The sequence below is a fragment of the Pseudomonas sp. FYR_5 genome (assembly GCF_043106315.1).
Taxonomy (GTDB): domain Bacteria; phylum Pseudomonadota; class Gammaproteobacteria; order Pseudomonadales; family Pseudomonadaceae; genus Aquipseudomonas; species Aquipseudomonas putida_Y.
In genome coordinates, this window is record NZ_JBICMK010000116.1 from 24,699 (window position 1) to 47,030 (window position 22,332).

At 63.5% G+C, this 22,332-nt stretch carries 16 protein-coding genes and 1 pseudogene; 2 read left to right on the top strand and 15 right to left on the bottom strand.

Annotated elements, in window-relative coordinates; translation table 11 throughout:
* Nucleotides 1-21: 21 nt before the first annotated feature.
* Entirely contained in the window at nucleotides 22-468 is a 447-nt protein-coding gene (locus tag ACF8RA_RS24290) for a GNAT family N-acetyltransferase (protein WP_176684129.1), read from the top strand.
* A 36-nt stretch (nucleotides 469-504) separates the two neighbouring features.
* On the opposite strand, the gene ACF8RA_RS24295 is transcribed toward ACF8RA_RS24290, so the two are convergent.
* The 15 genes and pseudogenes from ACF8RA_RS24295 to ACF8RA_RS24365 all read right to left on the bottom strand — a co-directional run bounded on the left by ACF8RA_RS24295 (nucleotide 505) and on the right by ACF8RA_RS24365 (nucleotide 20,109).
* The gene (locus tag ACF8RA_RS24295; protein ID WP_209966662.1) at nucleotides 505-1,017 is read right to left on the bottom strand and encodes an AmiS/UreI family transporter; all 513 of its coding nucleotides are present in this window, start codon (nucleotides 1,015-1,017) and stop codon (nucleotides 505-507) included.
* Nucleotides 1,018-1,029: 12 nt separating this feature from the next.
* Complete coding sequence (locus ACF8RA_RS24300; RefSeq protein ID WP_012052055.1) at nucleotides 1,030-1,614, bottom strand: ANTAR domain-containing response regulator; 585 nt, start codon at nucleotides 1,612-1,614, stop codon at nucleotides 1,030-1,032.
* Nucleotides 1,611-2,768, bottom strand: coding sequence for a transporter substrate-binding domain-containing protein (locus ACF8RA_RS24305; protein ID WP_392461232.1), 1,158 nt, complete (start codon nucleotides 2,766-2,768; stop codon nucleotides 1,611-1,613). The genes ACF8RA_RS24300 and ACF8RA_RS24305 overlap by 4 nt, the downstream gene beginning before the upstream one ends.
* A 21-nt stretch (nucleotides 2,769-2,789) precedes the next feature.
* Nucleotides 2,790-3,910, bottom strand: a pseudogene (locus ACF8RA_RS24310) (AAA family ATPase).
* 55 nt (nucleotides 3,911-3,965) lie between these two features.
* A complete protein-coding gene (locus ACF8RA_RS24315) occupies nucleotides 3,966-5,009 on the bottom strand; it encodes an aliphatic amidase (protein ID WP_392519651.1) in 1,044 nt (347 codons plus the stop codon).
* Between the two features lie 186 nt (nucleotides 5,010-5,195).
* A complete protein-coding gene (gene dapA / locus ACF8RA_RS24320; protein WP_176684134.1) occupies nucleotides 5,196-6,062 on the bottom strand; it encodes a 4-hydroxy-tetrahydrodipicolinate synthase in 867 nt (288 codons plus the stop codon).
* A 337-nt stretch (nucleotides 6,063-6,399) separates the two neighbouring features.
* Nucleotides 6,400-9,918, bottom strand: coding sequence for a cellulose synthase complex outer membrane protein BcsC (gene bcsC, locus ACF8RA_RS24325; protein ID WP_392519652.1), 3,519 nt, complete (start codon nucleotides 9,916-9,918; stop codon nucleotides 6,400-6,402).
* Nucleotides 9,906-11,021, bottom strand: coding sequence for a cellulose synthase complex periplasmic endoglucanase BcsZ (bcsZ, locus tag ACF8RA_RS24330; RefSeq protein WP_176684136.1), 1,116 nt, complete (start codon nucleotides 11,019-11,021; stop codon nucleotides 9,906-9,908). Before bcsZ ends, bcsC begins: the two co-directional genes overlap by 13 nt.
* On the bottom strand, nucleotides 11,021-13,309 hold the full coding sequence (gene bcsB / locus ACF8RA_RS24335) for a cellulose biosynthesis cyclic di-GMP-binding regulatory protein BcsB (protein WP_176684137.1): 2,289 nt from the start codon (nucleotides 13,307-13,309) through the stop codon (nucleotides 11,021-11,023). The genes bcsZ and bcsB overlap by 1 nt, the downstream gene beginning before the upstream one ends.
* Entirely contained in the window at nucleotides 13,306-15,915 is a 2,610-nt protein-coding gene (gene bcsA, locus ACF8RA_RS24340; RefSeq protein ID WP_176684138.1) for a UDP-forming cellulose synthase catalytic subunit, read from the bottom strand. The genes bcsB and bcsA overlap by 4 nt, the downstream gene beginning before the upstream one ends.
* Nucleotides 15,912-16,619 (bottom strand): cellulose biosynthesis protein BcsQ, encoded by a 708-nt coding sequence (gene bcsQ, locus ACF8RA_RS24345; RefSeq protein WP_176684139.1) that lies wholly within the window; start codon nucleotides 16,617-16,619, stop codon nucleotides 15,912-15,914. The genes bcsA and bcsQ overlap by 4 nt, the downstream gene beginning before the upstream one ends.
* Entirely contained in the window at nucleotides 16,616-16,834 is a 219-nt protein-coding gene (gene bcsR / locus ACF8RA_RS24350; protein ID WP_176684140.1) for a cellulose biosynthesis protein BcsR, read from the bottom strand. Before bcsR ends, bcsQ begins: the two co-directional genes overlap by 4 nt.
* On the bottom strand, nucleotides 16,831-18,444 hold the full coding sequence (gene bcsG, locus ACF8RA_RS24355; RefSeq protein WP_392461227.1) for a cellulose biosynthesis protein BcsG: 1,614 nt from the start codon (nucleotides 18,442-18,444) through the stop codon (nucleotides 16,831-16,833). The genes bcsR and bcsG overlap by 4 nt, the downstream gene beginning before the upstream one ends.
* On the bottom strand, nucleotides 18,437-18,622 hold the full coding sequence (gene bcsF / locus ACF8RA_RS24360) for a cellulose biosynthesis protein BcsF (RefSeq protein WP_176684142.1): 186 nt from the start codon (nucleotides 18,620-18,622) through the stop codon (nucleotides 18,437-18,439). The genes bcsG and bcsF overlap by 8 nt, the downstream gene beginning before the upstream one ends.
* Complete coding sequence (locus ACF8RA_RS24365; protein ID WP_392519661.1) at nucleotides 18,619-20,109, bottom strand: BcsE family c-di-GMP-binding protein; 1,491 nt, start codon at nucleotides 20,107-20,109, stop codon at nucleotides 18,619-18,621. Before ACF8RA_RS24365 ends, bcsF begins: the two co-directional genes overlap by 4 nt.
* A gap of 303 nt (nucleotides 20,110-20,412) precedes the next feature.
* Here ACF8RA_RS24365 and ACF8RA_RS24370 point away from each other — a divergent pair, with 303 nt between their 5' ends.
* Entirely contained in the window at nucleotides 20,413-22,266 is a 1,854-nt protein-coding gene (locus ACF8RA_RS24370) for an ABC transporter ATP-binding protein (protein ID WP_176684143.1), read from the top strand.
* The last annotated feature ends 66 nt before the right edge of the window (nucleotides 22,267-22,332 follow it).

The following is a 22,332-nucleotide window of genomic DNA, read 5'->3' on the forward strand; positions in this document are numbered from 1 at the left end:
AACCATACAAGGACGATTACCATGCAAGTACGCACGCTCACCCCTGACGACCTCCCCCAGGCCTGCGCCTTGTGCATGGATGCCTTCATGCAGGCGGTCGCGCCCACGCTGTCGGCGCAAGGTATCGAAACCTTTACCCAGGTGTCGGCACCCCAGGCGTTTGCCGAGCGCATGCAGGGTGACAACCTCATGCTGGCCTGTTTTGTCGAAGGCGCTATCGCAGGGCTGATCGAGCTCAAGGAAGGCCGTCACGTTGCGATGCTGTTCATTGCACCAGGCCTGCAACGCCAGGGCATAGGCAAGCGCCTGATGAACGCAGCACTGGAGCATGCCAGAACTGAGGTGGTGACGGTAAAGGCATCATTGTCTTCTGTACCCGCTTACCAACGGTACGGCTTTACCCCGGCAGGCGACGTGGGCGAGCTTGCCGGGCTGGTGTATCAGCCGATGGAAAAGCGCCTGCCGTAAGCAGCGCAAGGCTGCTCCACAGCGGGCGCATGGTCGTCAGCCCATCTGCTGCCACAAGATCAACAACCCGGGCACCCAGGCTGTGAAGATCGCGCACAGCAAGGTCATTGCCGCCACCAGACGCTGGATCTTCCTGGCCAGCGCCAGCAGCAGGAAAAAGCTGAACCACAACACCGTCCACGCCGCCCAGTTCAGCACATCCCACACCCTCAACAGCCCTTCGGCGCCAGGGATGGAGCTGACTGTCACCACCAGCGCCGTCACGCTGACGAACAGGCAGAACCAGCCTAGCCCGCGTCCATCTACCTGCAGCATCTGGTTGGCGGCCACCCACAGGTAGGTAAAGGCGAACAGGAGGGTCAAGGCTCCGGCCTTGATGCCTTCGTCCGAGCCCACCACGAAGATCAGGTAGACCGCCACCAACAGGCTGAGCAAACCGACAAACAGGTTGATCACCGTCACTTCGCGGTCGGTGATACGCCCCATCAGCCAGATGCTGTTGATGAACAACACTGCACCCACATACAGCAGAACCAGTCCGTACAACATGGCAACCTCTTCTCATTCGAATTGTTTTAGGGTTTTTCTTGCCATTTCCAGCATCGACAACCGCTGTTTCATCGCCTCTTTCGACAAGTAGGCATGGGCTTCAGGCTCCTGCCAGCCCTGGGCCGCCATCAGCAGGACCTTGGCTTTGTTGATGTCGGCCTGGTGCTCCAGACGCTCCTGCAACTGGGCATTTTTCTGCATCAAGCGGGCCTGGGCCTCACTGTTGCTTCTGGCGCACACCAACGCCGGAAGCACCTTGTGGTTGTCCAGCGGCAGCACCATCACGCCGTGACACCCCAGCTCCAGGATTTGCGAAAGAATGGTCGGGCTCTCGTACTCCACCAAGGCGATGGCGGTCAGGCGTACGCCGCCCTGGGCCAGCAGCTTGCCCAACTCGGCATGGTGGCGGCCTTCGAACACCCCGCAAAACACCAGGTCAGTGTGGGTGTCGAAGGCCTTGGGCGGTGGCCAGCACTGCTTCACCGAGCAGCCGATACGCATCAGTTGCAGTACCAGGGCATCAGTGATTTCACTGGGCGGACAAACAATGCCCACGTGCAGTTCACGCAGCGTGTTCAGGATGTTCGAAGTGCTCATGAGGGGCCGCCTCCCATCATGCTCGCAGTCCAGTCGTCCAGGTTGTGAACCACCACATAGGGGTCAGGACGGATGGTCGTAGGCGATTGCCATTTGATGCAGATCTGCCCGCTTGCATCGATCTCGCCAATGCGTGAAAACAGGTGCGAATGGTTGTTCTGCTGCTCCACCTGCACCCTGCCCTGGGGGCTATCCATGCTCGTGTGGTACAGGTGATTGCGGATCACTTCCACCTCCAGGCTGCCGGTGGCATTCACCGCCTGGCACAGCATGCGCATCTGGCAATACGCCGCCTCGGCCCAAGCAGTGATGCGCACATCGGCCGGAAAGAACGCACGGCACTGACTGACGAATGCATTGCTTTGCGGCGACTCGACGCTGGTGAAGTACGGTGCCACGACGATGTTGCCGTGAGCCACCTCGGCCCCCATTTCGGCAATTTCTGCCTCGCTGGTAGTCAAGCTGGCGATCGGCGGCCGAGGGCCATTGCCATAGCGCTGTGCTATTGCTTGATAGAAGCTTGCCGTCCCCGTACCGACCACGGTCGAAAACACCACATCCGGGGCAGAACGTACCACTCGCTCGACCACCAGGGCCAAGTCATCGGCCGAGGGGTACAGGGGCATGTAGGCTTCTTCCACCACTTCGCCGCCATGCTGCTTGTACAGGTGACGCATGACATGGTTGCTTTCCCGCGGGTAGATGTAGTCGGAACCGACGAAGGCGACCCTGGCGCCGTAATGACGTGTCAGGTATGCCGCCAGCGGCGCGCTGTTCTGGTTGGGTGCCGGGCCGCCGTAGATGATATTGGGCGAGTACTCGAAGCCCTCGTAGGGCGTGGGATAGAACAGCAAGCCATCGGCGCGCTCGATGACGGGCATCACGGCTTTGCGGGTGTGCGACATGTAGCAGCCGAGCATCAGGCGCACGCCGTGGTTGCGCACATAGTCGTCACACAGGTTGCGATAACGGTCCGGGTCGCCTCCGGGGTCGCCGACCAGGGTCAGCACCGGCTGGCCGAGCACTCCCCCCTCGCGGTTAACCTGTTCTACCGCCAGCAGCGCGCCACAGCGCTGCGAGCGTTCAATGGCTGCGGTAACGCCGGTTTCGGCGAACAGCAAACCCACCTTCAATTGCCTGTCTTGTCTACTCATCACACCATCCTGTGACAACCATCATGTCGGCAACGAAAAACGGATGCGCCCGCGCTCGAGGTGGCCGGCCACCGTCATGCACGCCACTTCTGCCCGGCATGGGATGCGGTTACCGAGCAAGTACTCGGCCAGTGGCACTTCCAGCTCATGGCGGATAAAGCGCTTGAGCGCACGCGCGCCAAACTCCAGGTCATGGCCTTCGCTGGCCAGCTTGCCAACCACCGCAGCATCCAGCTGCAGGCGGCAGTGATGCTTGGCAAGGCGCCGGTTCAGGCGTGACACCTCCAGTTCAACGATGCGCTCGCCCACCTCCTGTTCGATGGCATTGAACACCACGGTGCTGTCGATGCGGTTGACGAACTCGGCAGAAAAACGCTTCACCAGGCGCCACCGCACCAGACCCGGCAAACGCTCGCGGCGCGCTGCCTGCAGGCCAAGCAGGCGCCGCAGCGACGCCAGCGGGCCCAGCCGGTGCTGGCGTATCTCGTCTGCCGCCAGGTTGCTGGTCATGAACACCAGCGTGTTACGAAAATTGAAGCTCTTTTCACCGGAGGCCAAGCGCAGCAGGCCGTTGTCAAACACATTGAGCAGCGCCTGGGACACCTCCTTGCTGGCCTTTTCCAGCTCATCGAACAGCACGATCCCCGGGCGTCCCTGGCTTCCGTCCAGCAGCGCCTGGTCAAACAGCGTGCGGCCCTCCTTGGCGCCAGCATAGCCCGGTGGCGCGCCGGTCAGGGCGGCGGCGTAGTGTTCCTGGGCCAGCGTATTCATGTCGACCCGGCAGTAGGCATCGGCATCACCGTGCAGGGCGCGGGCCAGGGCACGCACGACCTCGGTCTTGCCGACTCCGGTCGGGCCGAGGAACAGTGCCGTGAACAGCGGCCGGCGCGGGTCGAGAATATCCGCCCGCACCACCGTGAGCACATCTTCGATGGCCTGCAAGGCTTCGTCCTGCCCAGTACTTCGTTGCGTACTACCTGCATGACGGCAGCGACATCGAAGCGGAAACGCGACTGCAGGGTGTCTTCGCTACGCTGGTGGGTCTCGACGATTGCCCGGGTGTGGCAGTTTTCGGCATTCAGTGCAGCGCTGGAGGACGCATCGCGACGCGTCTGCTCCAGCAGGTCGTTCAGGAACGGCATGGTCTTCCCCTCGCTCTGTGAAACAGCGTGCCCGCAGGCACGCTGGGCAAGCCCGTCAGCGGGCTTCCTTTTCCTTGGCATCGTAGGGAAGACTGCCGACCGGGCACTGCGCCACCCCCGAGGTGCGCCGGGTCAGGGCCTCGACGTCCTCGCGGGCCTTCTCGGCATCCAGCACCCAGGTGCGATAGAACTCGAATGGGCATTCGGCAATGCCGCGGTCACCGTCGCCAGACAAATGCATACCGCTGTAGCCACGGTGCAGGATCTTGTACAGGTGGTTTTGCGACTGGTCGTTCTGCCGCGCATCGCGAATTTGCGAGATCGACAGCTGAGCGTACTGGATACCCATCTCCTCTTCACCGCACTCGCCAAGTGTACGGCCATCGAAACCGATGATTGCCGAGTGACCGAAGTAGGAATACACACCATCGAAGCCCGCGGCGTTGGCCACTGCAACATAGCAGTTGTTAGCCCACGCCATGGCCTTGGCCATGAGCACCTGCTGGTCCTTGGCCGGGTACATGTAACCCTGGCAACGCACGATCAGCTCGGCGCCTTTCATGGCGCAATCGCGCCAGATCTCCGGGTAGTTGCCGTCATCGCAGATGATCATGCTGATCTTCAGGCCCTTGGGGCCATCGGCAACGTAGGTCTGGTCGCCCGGGTACCAGCCCTCGATCGGACACCAGGGGATGATCTTGCGGTACTTCTGCACGATCTCGCCGTTGTTGTCGATCAGCACCAGGGTGTTATAGGGGGATTTGCGCGGGTGCTCTTCATGGCGCTCGCCGGTCAGCGATAACACGCCCCAGACGTTGGCCTTGCGGCAGGCCTGGGCGAACACTTCGGTTTCCACGCCGGGTATGGCCACGGCGGTTTCCATCATTTCGGCCGGGTCATACATGATGCCCTGCAGGCTGTACTCCGGAAAAATCACCAGGTCCATGCCCGGCAGCCCCTGCTTCATGCCGACAATGATGTCGGCGATTTTTCTGGCGTTTTCGAGCACTTCATCGCGGGTATGCAGGCGCGGCATCTTATAGTTGACCACGGCGACGCCGACGGTGTCATTGCTGCTGGAAATATCACCATGACGCATGTTGACCACCTCTTGTTGTTATTTTTCAGGGACGAAAAAAAGCCCTCTCCGCATGCGGAGAGAGCTCATTTGCTCTTTGGGGTTCGGTGTGGAGGCCGCGACATCGCCATTGATGCGCGGCTCCTGACAACCAACGGTATATGCCGGGTGTGGCGGCTTGTCAACCCGCCATCAACCGTTGCCGCTTCAGGCGCCGAGTGAGCACAGCACGCTTTGCAGCTTGTTTCGGGTGGTATTCGTGCACGCCTGCATGGGCTCGCGCAGCTCGTCTGCAATCAGGCTTTGCAGCTGCAACGCCGCCTTGACCACAGCCGGGTTGGGCTCGGTAAAAGCCACCTTGATCCAGGGCAGCAACTGGTAGAACGTACCACGCGCGGCGGCCCAATCGCCGCTGTCGACCTGCTGCACCATGCGTACGTACAGGTCGGCGCGCACATGCGCGGAGGCTGAAATGGCCCCAGCCCCGCCCAGGCAGAGGTTATTGAAGATCTGCAGGTCTTCACCGGCCAGCACCTGGGCGTGGCCGTCCTCGATCAGGGCCATGGCCGTCTCGCTGTCACCGCCACAGTCTTTCACTGCCGCAATGCGTGGATGGCGCACGATACGGCGCAGGGTTTCGCGTTCGATGCGCACGCCGGTGCGGTAGGGAATGTCGTAGACGATCACTGGCACGCTGGCGGCATCGGCCACGGTGGCGAAGAAGGCTTCGATGCCAGCCTGCGAAGGGCGGATGTAGCAAGGTGCGGGAACCAGCAGCCCGCCAATGTCACGCTGCTGGATCTCAGCCTGGAAGGCCAACAGCTCGCGCAGGTTGTAACCTGACAGGCCCATGACCACCCTGCCCGGCTCCACCCAGGCCAGCACGGCATCCAGCACCGCCAGTTGCTCGACCTTGGACAATGCCGCCGCCTCACCCGTGGTACCGCACACCACAAAACCGGCCACACCGTCTTCGAGCAGCTTCTTCACCAGCTTTTCCAGGCCTGGGAAGTCGATTTCATTGGCGCGCATTGGCGTGACGAGGGCGATCCAGATACCACGGAAATTCGACATGCAAAAACTCCTGATGTTGACCGAAAGTCAGCGTCAGCAGGGCGAAGAGTGGAGGTGGTGGCAGGGATACCTGGCGCCTTCTGTCTCGTCAGCCCACCTGACGAGACAGCGCGCCTCGGTCAGATGAGCGGCTGTTTCTTGGATTTCTTGGCAACGGCAACGCACGCGCCTGCCTGGGCGATGAAGCCCGAAGCGGAAATGGCGTGGTTGGATGGGGACATGCTGGCAAGCCCGTTGCGTAGGTATGGCTGGATAATGGTGGGGCGGCGTGCCTGGTGTCAACCCTTGGCCCGCATCGCCCCGTGCAGGCGCGCCCCTTGCAACGCCGCGATTGCCGTCACCGCCACTCGCTGTAAGGCTCCAGTGGTGTCACCGGCAGGGCCAGGTTGCCTCGCCACGGTTCGAACAGGTAGCGCAGGTAGAGCATGCCATGGCTAGGCGCATAGTCATCGCTGTGCTGCCAGTCGAAGCCGCCGCCCAGTACCCACTGGTCACTCAGGCGCCGTTCGAACAGCCCGCGCAGGCGGTAGCCCAACCCACTGCTGTCGCTGGCTTCAGTCATCGCATCGAGGTTGGAATCGACGCCATATTGCGCCAGTACCTTGCGGTTGATGTGTGCGTCCGGGTACAAGCGGCTACTGCCACTATGGGCCTGAGACCAGCTGACGGAACCTTCCAGCAGCAGCGACCAGTCGTAGTTGCGCCAGGCATAACTGACCGGCACGCCCACCGAACTGTAACGCTGCGGGCTGTAGTAACCGCCCTGCCCCAGGCTGTAGCCGCCCAGGTCCTTGTCGTGGCGCCAGTGCATCAGCGTCACGCCTACACGCACACGCTCGTCGGCCTTTTCCACCACGCGGTGGTAAAAGCCGGCCATGGCCCGGGTCCGCTGGTTGTCGGCCACGTTTTCGCCGTACAGCCAATGGTGCCCCAGGCTGGCCCACACCCCGTTGTCGCCACCTTGGTCCCAGCTCAGGCCGAGCGTGGCGCCATTGGCAGTGACCCCGCCCCAGCGCACGCCCGTCGGGCGGTCGCGTGCGCCGGCGAACGACAGCAATGAATTGCTCATCGGCCGGCGCGAGGCGGTCAGCGACCAGCCAACCTGCCCGAGGTCACCGTTGACCGTTGCGCCGCCCAGCCAGTTGTTGATTGCATAGCCCTGGGTGGTGCCCAGGTCGAACGCCCAGCGGCTGCCCTGCCAACCCAACGCCAACAGACTGCCGCTTGCAGTCTGCGATCCCCCCGTGCACGCGGGCAGTGTTTTGCCGTCAGCGGTCTGGCCAACAAACTGGCAACTGCCGAAGTCGGGGGTGTAGCGCCCCTGATCGTTCGGCTCGAACGACCCCGCATCCATGCCAATGCGCTCTACCCGCGCAAACGCGGTGCCCTCCTGCCAAGGAGTGTCGACATGCAACAAGGTCGACTGGGTACTCAGTTCCGACGTGCCGGGCGTACCGTCATCCTCGCGCCAGCCGTAGTCATGCATCAGCGTCACATGGGTATTGCGCTGGCGATACAGGGCATCCACATCACTGCGCAGGCTGCGGGCCAGCCAGTCGTCGCCATCCTGCTCGCGGCTGGCCAGGGTCAATGCACGGTCATCCCGTGGCGCTACGGCAGCACGGTCCAGCAACTGCGCATCGGCCATCGCTGCCGCGTAAAGGTCCAGTGCTCGTTGAGGATCATCCTGCGCTACCAGGCGGGCGGCGTCGCGCCGCAACAACGGATCGGGTCGCGTCTGCTGCACGGCAATCCGGTCAAGCAGCCTGGCCGCCTGATCGTGTTCACCCAGCGCGGTCCACACCGCCGCCAGGCGCCGCTGGGCGTTGCCGTCATCAGCGGCAAATTGTGGCACCTTCACGCCCAGCATGTGCCGGGCCTGCTGCAGGTTGCCTTCGGCCACGGCGCTTTCCATCACCCCAAGGCGTGCATCAGGGCGCCCAGGCTGCACGACCAGTACACGCTGGTAATAGCTGCGCGCCTTGCCATGTTCACCACGCGCTGCTGCCCAGTCAGCCAACAGCATTAAGTCGTCCGGGCTACCTTCACCACGCGCCAGGCCGGCTTCAAGCAAGGCTGTCGCCTCGGCACTGCGGCCTTGTGCCTGCAACTGCTGCGCAGAGGCCAGGGTCATACGCCGTTGAACACGTTGCTCCAGCGCGTGCATGTCCGCGCTCCAGGTCGCCTGAGGTACCGCCCTCAGACTGTCCAGAGCCAAGGCATCACGGTCGCTGGACTCCAGGAACAGGCCGTGGGCATAGCGCGTTGCCGGATCATGTGGCTGGTGCCGCACCAGCCTGGCAAATGCCGCGTCGGCCTCGCCAGTACGCCCTTGGTGACGCAGGCTGTTGGCCAGCTGATACACCAGCCAAGGCTCATCGGGGGCCAGAGCCGTGGCCTGGCCCAGCACGTGGCTGGCCGTCGACCAGTCCTCGCGCTGCAGGGCTTCGTCCCCTTGCTGGCGCAGCCGCGCAAGTTCCAGGCTACGTCGCAGGCTGGCGAACTGCGCCTGCTGCCGTGGTGGCAGGCTGTCCAGGTATGCCTGCGCCTTGCCTGGCGATTGCACCTGGTAAACGCGCATCAAGCCACGCACGGCACTTTCGTTATCCGGCGCCATACGCCGTACCTGCAGGTACTGCCGCTCGGCAGCCGCCACATCGCCCTCGGCCAGCGAGACATCTGCCAGGCCCAACAACGCGTATTCATCCTTTGGCCGTTGCTGGCGAGCCTGCCGGTAAAGTGTGCGCGCACCGCGCACATCTTTCGCCGCCAGGGCCCGCTCGGCTTTTTTCAGCAGGGCCCAATACTGGCTGGACGACTCCAGGTCCTTCCATTGGCTGATCCGGTAGGTGTCCTGCTCCTTGGCGCTCGCCGCGCGGAACGCAGCATGGGCGTCTTCATGGCGGCCCTGGCGCATCAACGCATAACCCAGGGCCCCCTGCAGGCTGGCATCGCCCGGGTACTGGCGCAGGGCGCGGCGCAGCTGCGTTTCGGCTTCGACATTACGGCCCTTGTCGAGCAACGCCTTACCCCGTTGACCGGCCTGCCATGCCGGGTCGGCCAGCAGCTTGCGCTGCTGTTGCAAGGTCTCGCTGGCCTGTGCCAACAACGGTGAAGCCGGGTAACGCTGAAGAAAGGCTTGCCAGGCCGCCGCGCTGGTGGCACTCACGGCTTGCCCGGACAGGTAGTCGAACTCGCGCTGGGCAGCGGCATCCCGTGCACCGGGGTCTCGCGCCAGCTGATCGAGCAGGGCCAAGGCCTCGCGGTCACGCTTTTCGGCGAACAACCAGCCAGCCAAGGTCTGGCGCAGCCCGGCACTGCCTGGATACTGCTGATCCAACCGCTGCAACTGGCGGATCGCCTCTGGGCGTTGGCCTGGCAGATTGCCGCGCACGCGCCAGTAGTCCAGGGCCAATTCAAGGCTGGGTGGTTCGCCGGCAAACAACTGTTCGTACACCGCCAGCGCCTCTTCGTTACGGCCGGTAACCGCCAGCAGACGCGCCTGCTGCAAGCGCCGCGCAGGCGCCGGTTGTTGAAGTTCAAGCAGGCGCCTGGCCTGACGTGCTTGCAGGCTGCCAGGCGCAACGGCACTGATCCGCGCACTCAACTGCTCGGCTTCACTGCTGTTCTTCTCGCGCAATGCCAGGCTCAAGGCCGCCAGCAACACGTCCGGGTTGCGCGGTTCAAGCAACTGCAAACGGCCCAGCGCATCGCGCACCAGGTCGTCACGGTGCAGCGCTTCGCCGCGGCGTACCTGGTCCAGCAGCCATTGGCGCTGTTCATCGATATCCTTGGGTTGCGCATCTGCCTGCCAGGTTATTGCCGCCAGCATCAACACGCCGATCATTCGCTGCATGGCGCGCTCCAGGCCGGCAACAGGCGGCCGTGCGGGTCAAAACGGTAACGGGCCTCGTCGAAGCCCTGGCCGAACAGCGCCAGCACCTGGCTGTAATACGCCTTGGCCTCGATCGGCTGTTCGCGCAAGCGCTGGCGCTGGGCCGCCAAGCCGGCCACGTGCTCAGGCGAGGCAGCAAGCAATGGCAGCAAGGCCGCAGAGAAACCCGCCGGGCCATGGCCGCGGGCTTCACCGCTGCGTGTATCCAGGTGCTCAGGAGGTAGCCCCTGGCGCTGGGTCAATGCCGCCATCGGCGCATAATGGGCCACCAGCTCGCGGCGTTGCGCCGCCCCCTCGGCCAACATGCCGACCCACAGGTACACGCGAATGGCGTCATAATCACCGGCATTGCCATGTTTCGTGTCTGCCGCTGGCTTTCCGGCCGGGGTCCACAGCAACCAGTCCGGGGCAAAGCCCTTTGGCGACGATGCCAACCACAAACGCCGCGTGTTGGCCGCCAGCTCACCCCACAATGGGTCCACCTCGCTGAAGCGGTCGAGCAGCTGCAGCGGCAGGTAGCTGGGGTTCAGGCGGGTACCCTGGGCGTCTTCGAAGCCGTAGTCACCTGGCAGCAACATCACGCCGAGGCCTGGAAGCTTGCGCACGGTCTGCGCGGCGATACGCCACAGCAGGTGCTGGCCCAGCTGCGTGTAGGCCGGCTGGTCCCACAACCGCCCTGCTTCCAGCAGGCTGTAGGCGATCCACAGGTCGGCATCACTGGCGTTGTTGGCGTCCAGCACCTGCCACTGCTGCTGCCCGTCACGGCCCCACAGCCAGGCAGGCAGATGCCGGGCCAGGTCACCCTCGGCGAGGTTGTTGCTGGTCCAACGCAGCAACTGCGCGAAGGTTTGCCGGTCGTTGCCTACCAGGGCGAAGAACAGCGCGTAACTCTGCCCTTCCGAGGTGGTGATCAGGCGCTCGTCACTCGGGTCGATGACCCGCCCATCCACACTCACCAGCTCGGCCTTGAACCGCTCCCAGGCAGGCCATGGGCAAACCGACCCGGCAGTGGCGAAAACGGGCAGGCCCAAGGCGACCAGCCCTACCAGCATCTGGCGCATCATCACCCCGCCTCACCCAAGCGGCGCTTGCCAGCCCAGCGCAGTGCCCGCCACAACAAGAAGGCGAACAGCACCACACAAACAGCCGCGATCACCGCCAGCAACACAGGGTGCTCGGACAAGTGGAACCACAGCAGCAGCCACCACGGCAGCGCGCCCACGAAGTAGTGCTCGCCGACGAACTGGCTGCTCACGCCACTGCTGCGTACCAGCGTTACCGAACCCGCCACCGCATCGAGCTTGCCCACATCGCCAAGCACGTCGCGCAGCAATGCGTAATCGCTGTCGCTGTTGGCCAGCAAGGCCACAACACTGCGCTGCTCGTGGAACGGCGACTTCAGCCCGGTGATGGCCGCAATCGGCGCCTGGGCGCTGACCGCCACGCGGCTGCTTGCAGCCACCGGCTCAGTATCGAAACGCTGGCCACCGGGCAACGATGCGCTGCGGCCCTGCAGTAACCAGTCACGCTGGGCGCTGAGCAACAGGCCAAGGTTGGGCGCATCGCGCAGGGCCTCGGGCAGGCTGCCGATCAGCAGCAAGTCGGCATCTGCCGCTGCGGCCTGTTGCCAGTCGTCGATCAATTGCAGGCCAAGCGCCGGGTAACCGATCTGTCCGGCAAACCCGCCAACCGTGTCGAGCAAAGTGCCGACCTGCATCGCCGTAGGTTTGGCCGGCATGATGACCAGCGTCTCGGACAGGTCGGCCATGCGGCTGAACGGGAAGCCACTGCGGGCGAATGCACGCAGGTCGGGCATGGCGATGTAATGGTGGTAACCGGAAAGGTCGATGGTGGAGTTGTCGTCGATCGCTGCACGCACGTCCACCGGCAGCGAGGTCTGGCAGCGATCGCGCTGGGCGCTGCCCAGGGTGCTGGCAAAGCTGAAGTCGAAGCGCAGGCGGTTGCGGTCGCCAATCTTCAGCGCCGGCACCAGCGAGTTCTCGGTCAATGCAGTGTTGTCACCGGACAGCACTGCCAGGCGCATTTCCTCAAGGGTACCGCCGCGCCGGTCATTGCCCACCAGCGGCATGCTGGTGATGTACTGATCGTTGACGCTGATGCTCAGGCGCGATTCGTCGGTCACCGCTGGCGCCGTATAGCGGTACAGGGTGCGCAGCGGAATACCCTGGTTGCGCCAGACGAACAAGTCGGGCGGCAGGTTCAGTTCCAGTGTCACCGGCCGCGGTTGCAGGCCACTGACTTGCAGTTGCTCGGGGTAATCCATCAGTTCGGCAAATCGTACCGGCCGGTCGGTGCGCGTCCAGTTCGGCGCATCGTAGGGCTGACGCGGTTGCAGCGCGGTCATCTGCTCCACTTTGACGCGCGCGCCACGGAACAGATTGTTGCCGACCGCCAGCGCCGAGGCGGCCTTGATCAGGTCGTCGTCGTTACGGCCCAGCACCAGCAGCACTTTGCTGAAGCGGTCGTCCGGATGATCGATCACCTGCAGCACGGGGCCGTCGACTGGCGGGAACTGCTGCAGATCGGCGAGGAACGCCGGGCGACGGTCGTTGCTGGCAAACACGATGCTCGGTGCAGGTTTTTCGCCACGGGCCGGCAGGTGGTTGTACAGCACAGGGAAGCTGGCCTTGCGCCAACCGGCCTGGCTGCCGAAGTAGGATGCCAGGATTGCTGCCGCACGCTGCTCGCCCAGGCTCGGCACGCCGCTGAACACCACCGGCAGTACTACCTTGCCGGTGTCGCGAGTATCGAAGAACGGCAACGGGAAATACGCCAGGTCGTTTTCCAGCACCAGCGCCTGCTCGTGCAACTGTACCTGGCTCTTGCGGTTAAGGTTAAGCCACAGGCCGCTGTGCGCCGGGTCTTCGCAGACATCGGTATAGTGCCCGACAAACTCCAGACGTACCCGGTTGAAGTCGCCGAGCAGTTTAGGGTCCAACGGCAGCTGGCGACGTACACGCTGGCCCAACTGCTCCTTTTCCACCGGAACTACGCCCATCAGCTCGTCGTTGAGGTAGACACGCAAGTGCGACAGGTTCGGCAGCAAGGCTGGCGAAGGCGTGTAGTCCAGTTGCAAGCTGGCATCGGTGGCCAGGCGATCGCGACGCAGGCCGAACTCGATATGCTCGCTGTTGCGTACCCCCAGCAGCAGGCTGTCGGACGCATGCCCAAGCTGCTCGAAGGTTTTCACAACCGGCCAGTTTGGTACCGTGGTTGTGGGTACCGCAGGCTCGGCAAGCGGGGCTACAGGAGCAGCAGCGGCGCTCTGCGACAAGGCGGTAAACAGCGCCATCGCCAGGCCCCAGGTACGCGCGGGATAACCAGTCATCATGCGTCTCGATCAACAGGGTTCATGGAAGGGATGGCCCGCGGTGTGCGGGGCCAGTAGCTGGCCAGCCACAGCGCCAGCGAACGCAGTGGGCGCAACCACGCCCGCAGCCATGGCGGCATGTGCTCGACCAGGCGCACGTAACCGACGCCGCCCAGCTTCAACACATCGATCAGGCTGCGCAGCGGGCGCTCGACCTCGTGCTGCTCGTTCCAGCCAAGCCAGGCATCGGCGCGGGCAAAGGTGCAGTGGACCAGATCGATGCGCTGTTGCAGGGCGAGGTCGTGGAACACCAGGCCCACGTGTTGCCCGACCGTACGGGTGACACACGCCTGGAAGGCGAACTCACGCTGGCCGCGGTTGAGCAGCAGGCGTACCTGCTCCCCCGGGTTCAGCTCCAGACCTGGCTGTACCTGCAGGCCGACACCACCGTCGGAGTAGTCGACCAGGGTGCAGGGGTAGGCATGACCGCTGGCCAGCATCAACCCCGCCGGCAAGCGCATCTGCACCCGATGGGCGCGGCGCACCTGGCGCACTTCGGCGGCCACCGCAACTGCGGCACCGATGATCAGCAGGTTGTAGATCACCCACAGCGAGCTGACGATCACCGTGCCGATTTCGGACGTCGGGCCGGCGAACAGACGCCACACCGCAAAACCCAGACCCACCACGTTGAGCGCCGCCAGCCACAGGTAAGGTTGGGCGATGCGCCAGTCGAACTGTTCCTGCTCCATCAGGCCGCCCTTGGCGGTGACGTTGAACGTGCCTTTTTTCGGCGCGAACAGCGCCACCGTGGTCGGGCGGGCGATGTACCAGGCCAGTACGGTCTCGTAGACCTCGCCCCAGAAGGTTTGTCGGTACTTGCCCTGCATCCGCGAGTTGGTCAGGCTGGCGTGGATCATGTGCGGCAGCACGTACAGCAGAATCATCAATGCCGGTGCGTAGATGATATAGGCATGCAGCAACAGGAACGCCAGAGGCGCCGTCAGGAACACCAGCCGCGGCAGGCCGGCCAGGAAGTGCAGCATCGCGTTGGCGTAGCACACCCGCTGGAACAGGCTAAGGCCACGCCCGAACAGCGGGTTGTCGGTGCGGAAGATCTGCACCATGCCACGGGCCCAGCGAATGCGCTGGCCGATGTGCGCCGACAGGCTTTCGGTGGCCAGGCCCGCGGCCTGCGGAATGCTCAGGTAGGCCGACGTCCACCCTTGGCGATGCAGGCGCAGGGCGGTGTGGGCATCTTCGGTCACGGTCTCGACGGCAAAACCACCGATGCTTTCCAGCGCGGTGCGGCGCAGCACGGCACAAGAGCCGCAGAAAAACGCCGCGTTCCACATATCGTTGCCATCCTGAATCAGGCCGTAGAACAGCTCCCCTTCGTTGGGGCGGCGGCGGAACGAGCCGAGGTTGCGCTCGAACGGGTCAGGCGAGAAGAAATGGTGCGGTGTCTGCACCAGCGCCAGTTTCGAGTCCTTGAGAAACCAGCCCACGGTCAGTTGCAGGAAGGAGCGCACCGGTACATGGTCGCAGTCGAAGATGGCGATCAACTCGCTGTCGGTGACGCCCAGCGCATGATTGAGGTTGCCGGCCTTGGCATGCTTGCTGTCGGGCCGCACGATATACCCTACCCCCACTTCGTCGGCAAAGGCACGAAACGTGTCGCGGCGGCCATCATCGAGGATGTAGATGCGCAGGCACTCGCGTGGCCAGTCCAGGCCCAGCGCGGCCATTACCGTGGTGCGCACCACTGACAGGTCTTCGTTGTAGGTGGGGATCAGCAAATCGACGGTTGGCCAGTGCCTGGTGTTGGCCGGGAGGTTCGCCGGCTTGCGCTGCAATGGCCAACTGGTCTGGATGTAACCCAGGATCAGCACGAACCACGAATAGGTTTCTGCCGCCAGCAGGATCACCCCGAATACCAAGTCGGTGTTGTCGTTCCAGTTCAGGGTCGAGGTGTAGCGCCACCACAGATAGCGGCAGGAGATGATGGTCGACAGCACGATCAGCATCAAAGTCGGGAAACGCCCCGGCATGTGTCGCACCAGCATGGCGATGACCAGCAGCAGGCAGATGAACATCAGCTGCGCCAGGTAGCCGAACGGCTCGGTCACACACAGCAGGGCGAGGCTGAGGGCGAACACCGTCAGCACGCTGTAGAACGTCCGCCGGGCAACCGCGTTCAGGCCGCGCAGGCGTGCCGAGGCTTCGTGCCTGAAAGCACTGGCGCGGTAGCGCGCAGGCACCTGGTGCAGTGCATCGATCAGCAGGCCGCGGTAGTGGCGCGCCACCCCGCCTGCCCCCCGCAGGTGCATGCGCACCGCGCCCAATGCGCGGCGGCCAGGCCCTGCAGTACGTGCCTGCGGTTGGCGCCGCAGCAACAACCACAGGCTCTGGATCAACAGGCGTAGCGGGTCACCCAGCGTGGGGCGCTTGCCCGCCAGCTGCGGGTACAGGCGTTGGCGCTCGGCCAGCAGCGCCTGCCAGGCAGGAGACTCCAGGCGCAGGAACAGGAAGGCCAGCCACACGCCGAGGGTGAACAGCCATGCAACCGGCAGGCGCGTGCCACGGACTGTGAACCAGGTATAGGCCGACAGAGGGGTCAGGGTCACGGCTGGCGCCTCGTCAGACAGCGCACCGCCAGACTCTGCACATCACGGCAGGCCAGGCTCTGCGGTGCGTAAAGGCCAAGAGGTGCCTTGTACGCCAGCGCTTCGAGGAAGGCTTCGTCGCGATGGACCACCTGGATCGGCAAGCGATCACGGAACAGATCACGCCACACCATCAACAGGTCGCTCTGCAAGCGGCTGGCCGGGTCGTAGCGATTGACCAGCAGCATGTCGAAGTGCTCGACCGGGCGGCGCCCGAGCAGCAGGTGGCTGGCCATTTCGGCTTCCGCCACCAGTACCCGTACATCAGTCTCGATGCCGTTGCCGGCGGTATCGCCCGGCAATTGCGGCAGGTCGTACAACAGCCAGTCGAAATGCTTGGCCAGCTCGACCTGGCGGGCGCGCCATGACTGCGCATCGGGCACACGGTGCTGCGCACCGTCGGCCAGGTTGCCGTACGGCAGCAGGCACAGGCCATCGAGCACCTCGTACACGGCATCACTGAATGGCCGCCCTTCCCGCTCGGCCAGCGCCCAGCCCTCGGATGTATTCAGCGGCAGGTTGAAGTGCAGCCCGAGCAAGTTGCTGGGGCACAGGTCAATCAACAGCACCCGTTCGCCCACGCCCTGCAGCGCGTAGCCCAATGCAGCCAGCAAGGCGCTGCGCCCCAGGCCTCCGCGCACCCCATGCAATGCCAGGCTGGTCATGGCGCGACCCTCTCGCGCTGGATGACAGCCGCGTACAGCGCATCGTCGCTGCTGGCCCTGCAGCTTTCACCCAGCAATGGCCAGCGCTGCAGGGCCTGCTGAACGCCCACCAGCATCGAGATGTCCTGATAGTTCAGCTCTGGCATGTCCAGGTGCTGGCGCAACTGGGCAATATCGTCGCTACGGTCGGACGGGTCTGACTTGCCAGTGATCATGGGCGCTCCTTGGGGATCGGCTGCCAGTCAGGCTGGCCTTGCAGGCGCATGTAGGCACGCCCCTGGTAATTCAGCACCTGTGCGCCAGAGGTTTCGGCAACCTGCTCGGTGGTTGGCAGGTCGGTCAGCAGGCCGGGCACATCCAGCACCGGCTGCTGGCCGAGGCCCGCATACACACGCGAGATCAGCTCGGACAACGCCAGGTAGCTGGTGGCAGCTGTGACCCGCAGCGGCTCGTTGCGGGCAGGCTGGCCCATGCCGATGAACTTCAGGCCGACCGGCACATGGGTAATCGACGGCGTGGGAATTTCGCGCATGCCAGACAACTGCATGCGGTCACCATGCAACGCGGCCCCATGCTCAGGGACAATGGCCACCACTACCCGGCGGCCACTGCGCTCCAGTTCGTCAAGGAAGGTGCCAAGCTCGCCAAACAGGCGATTGGCGCGGGTGGCATAGTCGGCCACGCGGGTACCGCCGTCGGCAGTGACGATACGGTTGCCGTCATGCAGGCTGATGCTGTTGTAGAACAGTGACACATGCTCGTCCGGGGTACCTTTGCGTTGCCCCCACCAACGGCGCAATACATCCAGGTCACTGGCAATCGGCGAGCCGTCGAAGCCCACCAGTGCCCGTGGGAAGTCGGTATTTCGCATGCCCGGTTGCGGCATGTGCTGCTGGGTAATGTCGCCGATGAAGTTGTCGAACCGGCCGCTGTGGTTGAGCAAGGTATTGCTCTGGAAACCCAGCCGGGCCAGGTTCTGGAACAACAGGCACTGCTCCGGGGCCGGTTGGTACAGGCCAGCGTGCGACGACTGCCCGCAACTGGCTCGCAGCACACGGATGGCGGCCGGGCCGCTGTAGGAGGTCGCCGAGTTGAACTGGTCGAAGATCACGTCCATGCGCGACAACAGCGGGTTGTCCCGTAGCCCCACGGCAGACAGGTCATCCCAGGCCAGCGAGCAGATGTTGATCACCAGCAGGTCGAACGGTTGCTCATCGGCATTCACGGCCGGGAACGCCGTCACCCGCTCGCGCTCACTGGCGAAGAAGCGCTCAAGCCAGCTGTCGAGCGCGGCATTGTCGGCTACTGCAGTGGCTGGCGCGGGTTCGGCTGCGGTGCGCGCCGCCACGCCGGGCGCCTGGCTTGCACCCAGCAACGGCAAGCCGCCGACCGACAGCCATGCCAACCCCAGCAGGCTCAGGGTGCTCAGGCGCAGCCAATGGCGTAGGTACAGGTAACCCACCAGCAACATTGCCAGCGCCCCCAGCAGGTTCCAGTTGATGAAGCGGCCCAGCAGCTCGAGCAGATAGTCCCACGAGAAGTCCAGCACCCCCGGCTGCGCAAGCAGCCGGCTGAAGGGTGGCAGCCAGGTGTCCTGGTAGAACAGCGCGATGCCGATTGGCACCGCCAGCAGTTGCCGGGCAATACGCAGCCACTTGCCCGGCAAAGGGACAAGCAGAAACGCAGCGAACAACAGGTTCGGCAGCGCCTGGAAGTCGAGCATGCCAAGTGCGACCAGCAGAAACTTTGCAAAAAAATAGAGGTTCCACCCTCCCAGTCCAGGCCAGCGGGCCAGTACCGGGAGGGTGATGGTGGTATTAGTCATTCTGGGGTTCCTGGCGTGCAGCGCGGCGGCGTACGCCCAGCGGTTTCAGATAGCGGGGGGGAAGGCGGCGGCGCAACCCGCCACGTAATGCCGAACTCAGGCGCACTAGCAACAAGGCCAGGCCCAGCGTGACGAGTGCGGTAATGCCGACCACCTGCAGCAGTTGCACGAAGTTCATGCGTCGCCCCGCTTGGCCAGGCCTACCTTGCGCGGTGCCAGCGCCGACCATGCCTGTGCAGGCAGTTGCGCCACTGTGTCGCTCCGGGGTGGCTGCGGTAGGTTGCTGTCGAGGAAGGCCGGAGTGGACAGGCTGTCGACGCCGGCAAGCACCTCCTGGCTGATGAACAACTCTTTCCATGACAGTTGGAAAATGTGGTCAAGCGCTTGCTCGACCCCTTCGGAGCGGCAAGCGAACAGGAACAGGAACAACACCTCGCCAACCACGCAGGCAATGTCGCCATCACGGCGGAATACCGTACGCGAGCAAGCCTGCAACGGGGTCAGGCCAGGCGCCGGACGCAACACCAGCAACTGGTGGACGATTTCGCCGTTGCGCACCCCGTGCCACATGCTTTGCACAGCATCGGCGAACGCCCGTGGCGCTACCAATCCGCAGATGGCCAGCGGCCGCAGACGTGCCAGCAAGGCATCGAAGTCGGTTGGCAGGTGTCGACGCCAGACGTAACCCTGGATGCTCTCCACCATGGTCAGGAAGCGTGACAAGCTGGCACCGAACGGCACGATCTGGCTGGCACCACAAGCCAGCAGCAACTGTTCGTCCTGATAACGCAGGGTCGGCGCCATTTCGCGCACGACCAGCTTCAAGGCGTTGCCACGCGACTGCCGCAGGTGGTGCAGTTGGCGCGCCAGGCTATCCAGACGCTGCCCACCGTCCATGGAAAAGATCACCGTGGCAGACACCGCCCGGCTGGCTTTGCCCCCCAGTTCCTCAAAGCTTTCGCAGACCTGCCAGTGTTCGGAGAAGGCTGGCGCGCCTTCCAGTACCGGGCGCTGGGCCAGGCACAGCAACTCGTCACCACCGGTGTCGCTGGGTGCCTGAGGCGCGGCAGCAACGGCAAAGCCCGCGCTCAGCCGAGTCAGCTCCATGTCCCGGGTGGCGGCTTTGCCAAGCGGGCTGCTCCAGAAATGCTGCAGGTAGCGTACCCCACCTTTGCCGCGGTACACCTGCCCCAGGCCGTCGAGGCACTGGTTGAAAACGCGCAGACGCTCGACCAAGGCAGTGCTCTGCCCCCCACTGACGACCAGCAGCAACGCCGCTTCAGCCAACAATGCCGTGCGCAGCGCATTGCACCAGTGCTCGACTTCGCTATCCAGCCAGGCGTGTGCCGGTGCCAGCAGCACCAGCACACGCCCATGGGCATCAAGACGAGGCAGGTCTTCAACCAGATAACGGGTGGCTTGCGAGTTGGCCTCATACAGTGCCAGCTCGGCCGGGCCGCGCGTTGCGTCGAGCGCACCCAGCACGTCATCCATGGCTTGCGCATCGGCGATCAAGGCTGCCCTGGTATTATCGGGCATGCCTTCGACTACCTGGCGGCATAGCAAGGAAGCGTCTTCGGCGGCGTCACAGGCTAACCAGTACAGTCCTTGTTGATGAAGCTGGCTGCTCTCGACGCTCAGGCCGGAAATCGCCAACAACTGCATTCCATTAGTCAAAACACTGGCTCTGCAAAAGGTAAATTGAAACGGTTTGAAGGCGGAATGTGTCACATCCTCTGCTGACGCCTTATGACTCATGTCAAAAAAACGACAAAAATGATGAGAAACACAAAGTTGCGTCAATTATACAGCATCAAGGCAGAATGAAATCAATCTGAAATGTAATGAGTTGCAAAGGTTTGTTAACAAACACCCCAAGGCCGACCTTTTCCGGGTTAAAAACAAAAGTCGCCAAAGGCAAGCCGGCAGGGCATTGGCCAATGCAAAAACCGTTTTCCGGAGACAAGCATGCTGCGTATCTTTGAACGTCGGCTCGACCCCTTCCCGCCCGACGAGGTACCACCGCCGCCGGTTGGCCTGTTGCGCTTCATGTGGGCTTGTACCCGCGGCGCTCGTGGCTACATCCTGGCGCTGGCACTGCTCAGTGCCGGGGTGTCGATATACGAAGCCTGGCTGTTCGCGTTCCTCGGTCAGGTGGTCGACCTGCTCGCGTCCTGGCAGGCCGGCGGTACTGTTGGCCCCGAGGAAAGCCGAGTGCTGTGGGGTATCGGCATCGTCCTGCTGGTCAGCATCGGGCTGGTGGCGCTGCGCACCATGGTTCAGCACCAAGTGCTGGCGATCAACCTGCCGCTGCGGCTGCGTTGGGATTTTCACCGCCTGATGTTGCGCCAGAGCTTGTCGTTCTTTTCTGACGAGTTTTCTGGCCGGGTCACTACCAAGGTGATGCAGACGGCGCTGGCAGTACGCGATGTGCTGTTTACCCTCATCGAAATCCTGCCCGGGATTGGCGTGTATTTCATCGCGATCATTGCCCTGGCCGGTGGCTTTGCCCTGAAACTGATGCTGCCCTTCATTGCCTGGGTCGTGCTGTTCGGTTTGGCCATGCTGTATTTCGTACCCCGGTTGGGCAAGGTCGGACAGGAGCAGGCCAATGCCCGATCGTCGATGACCGGGCGGGTTTCTGACGCTTACACCAACATCACCACGGTAAAACTGTTTTCGCACTCCAACCGCGAAGCGCACTTTGCGCGCGCAGCCATGGAAGACTTCAAGCAGACCGGTTTTCGCCAGATGCGCCTGGTGAGCCAGTTCGAAATCGTCAACCAGGCGCTGGTGGTGGGCTTGATCTTTGGTGCCGGTGGCTATGCACTGTGGCTATGGCACCAGGGACAGGTCGGCACCGGGGCCGTCGCGGCGATTACCGCCATGGCCTTGCGCGTCAACGGTATGTCGCACTGGATCATGTGGGAAATTACCTCGCTGTTCGAAAACATCGGCACCGTGCAGGACGGTATGGCCACCCTTACCCGCGGCCCCAAAGTGCAGGATGCGCCGGGTGCCGCAGAGCTGGTAACCACGGGTGGCGCGGTGAGTTTCGACAAGGTCAGCTTCAACTACAATGGCGAGCGCCAGGTGCTCAATGAGCTGACGCTGCACATTCGGCCGGGCGAAAAAGTCGGCCTGGTCGGCCGCTCCGGCGCCGGCAAGTCCACCTTGATCAACCTGCTGCTGCGCTTCTACGACGTGGACAAAGGGGAAATACGCATCGACGGGCAGAACGTCGCCAAGGTCACGCAAGACAGCCTGCGCAGCGCCATCGGCATGGTCACTCAGGACACCTCGCTGTTGCACCGTTCGATTCGCGACAACATTGCCTATGGCCGCCCTGATGCTACCGAAGCACAGATCCGTGCCGCCGCGGCCAGTGCCCAGGCCGATGGTTTCATAAGCCAGCTCAGCGACCGCCAGGGCAACAGCGGTTACGACACCCTGGTGGGTGAACGCGGCATCAAGCTGTCTGGCGGCCAACGCCAGCGCATTGCAATTGCCCGGGTGATGCTGAAGAACGCACCGATCCTGCTGCTGGACGAAGCCACCAGCGCGCTGGACTCGGAGGTGGAAGTGGCCATTCAGGAGAGCCTGGATGAAATGATGCAAGGCAAGACCGTTATTGCCATCGCCCACCGGTTGTCGACGATCGCCGCCATGGACCGGCTGATCGTGATGGATGAAGGGCGCATCATCGAGCAAGGCACCCATGCCGAACTGTTGGCAAAAAAGGGTACCTATGCACGGTTGTGGCAGCATCAGAGTGGCGGGTTCCTGGGTGAGGATCAGGGCGTGGCGGAGGCTGTGGAGTAAGCAGAGGCTGGGGTCAGCCAGCGCATACCCAGCCTTAGAAAGCCTGCGCAGTCTATGAACTGCGCC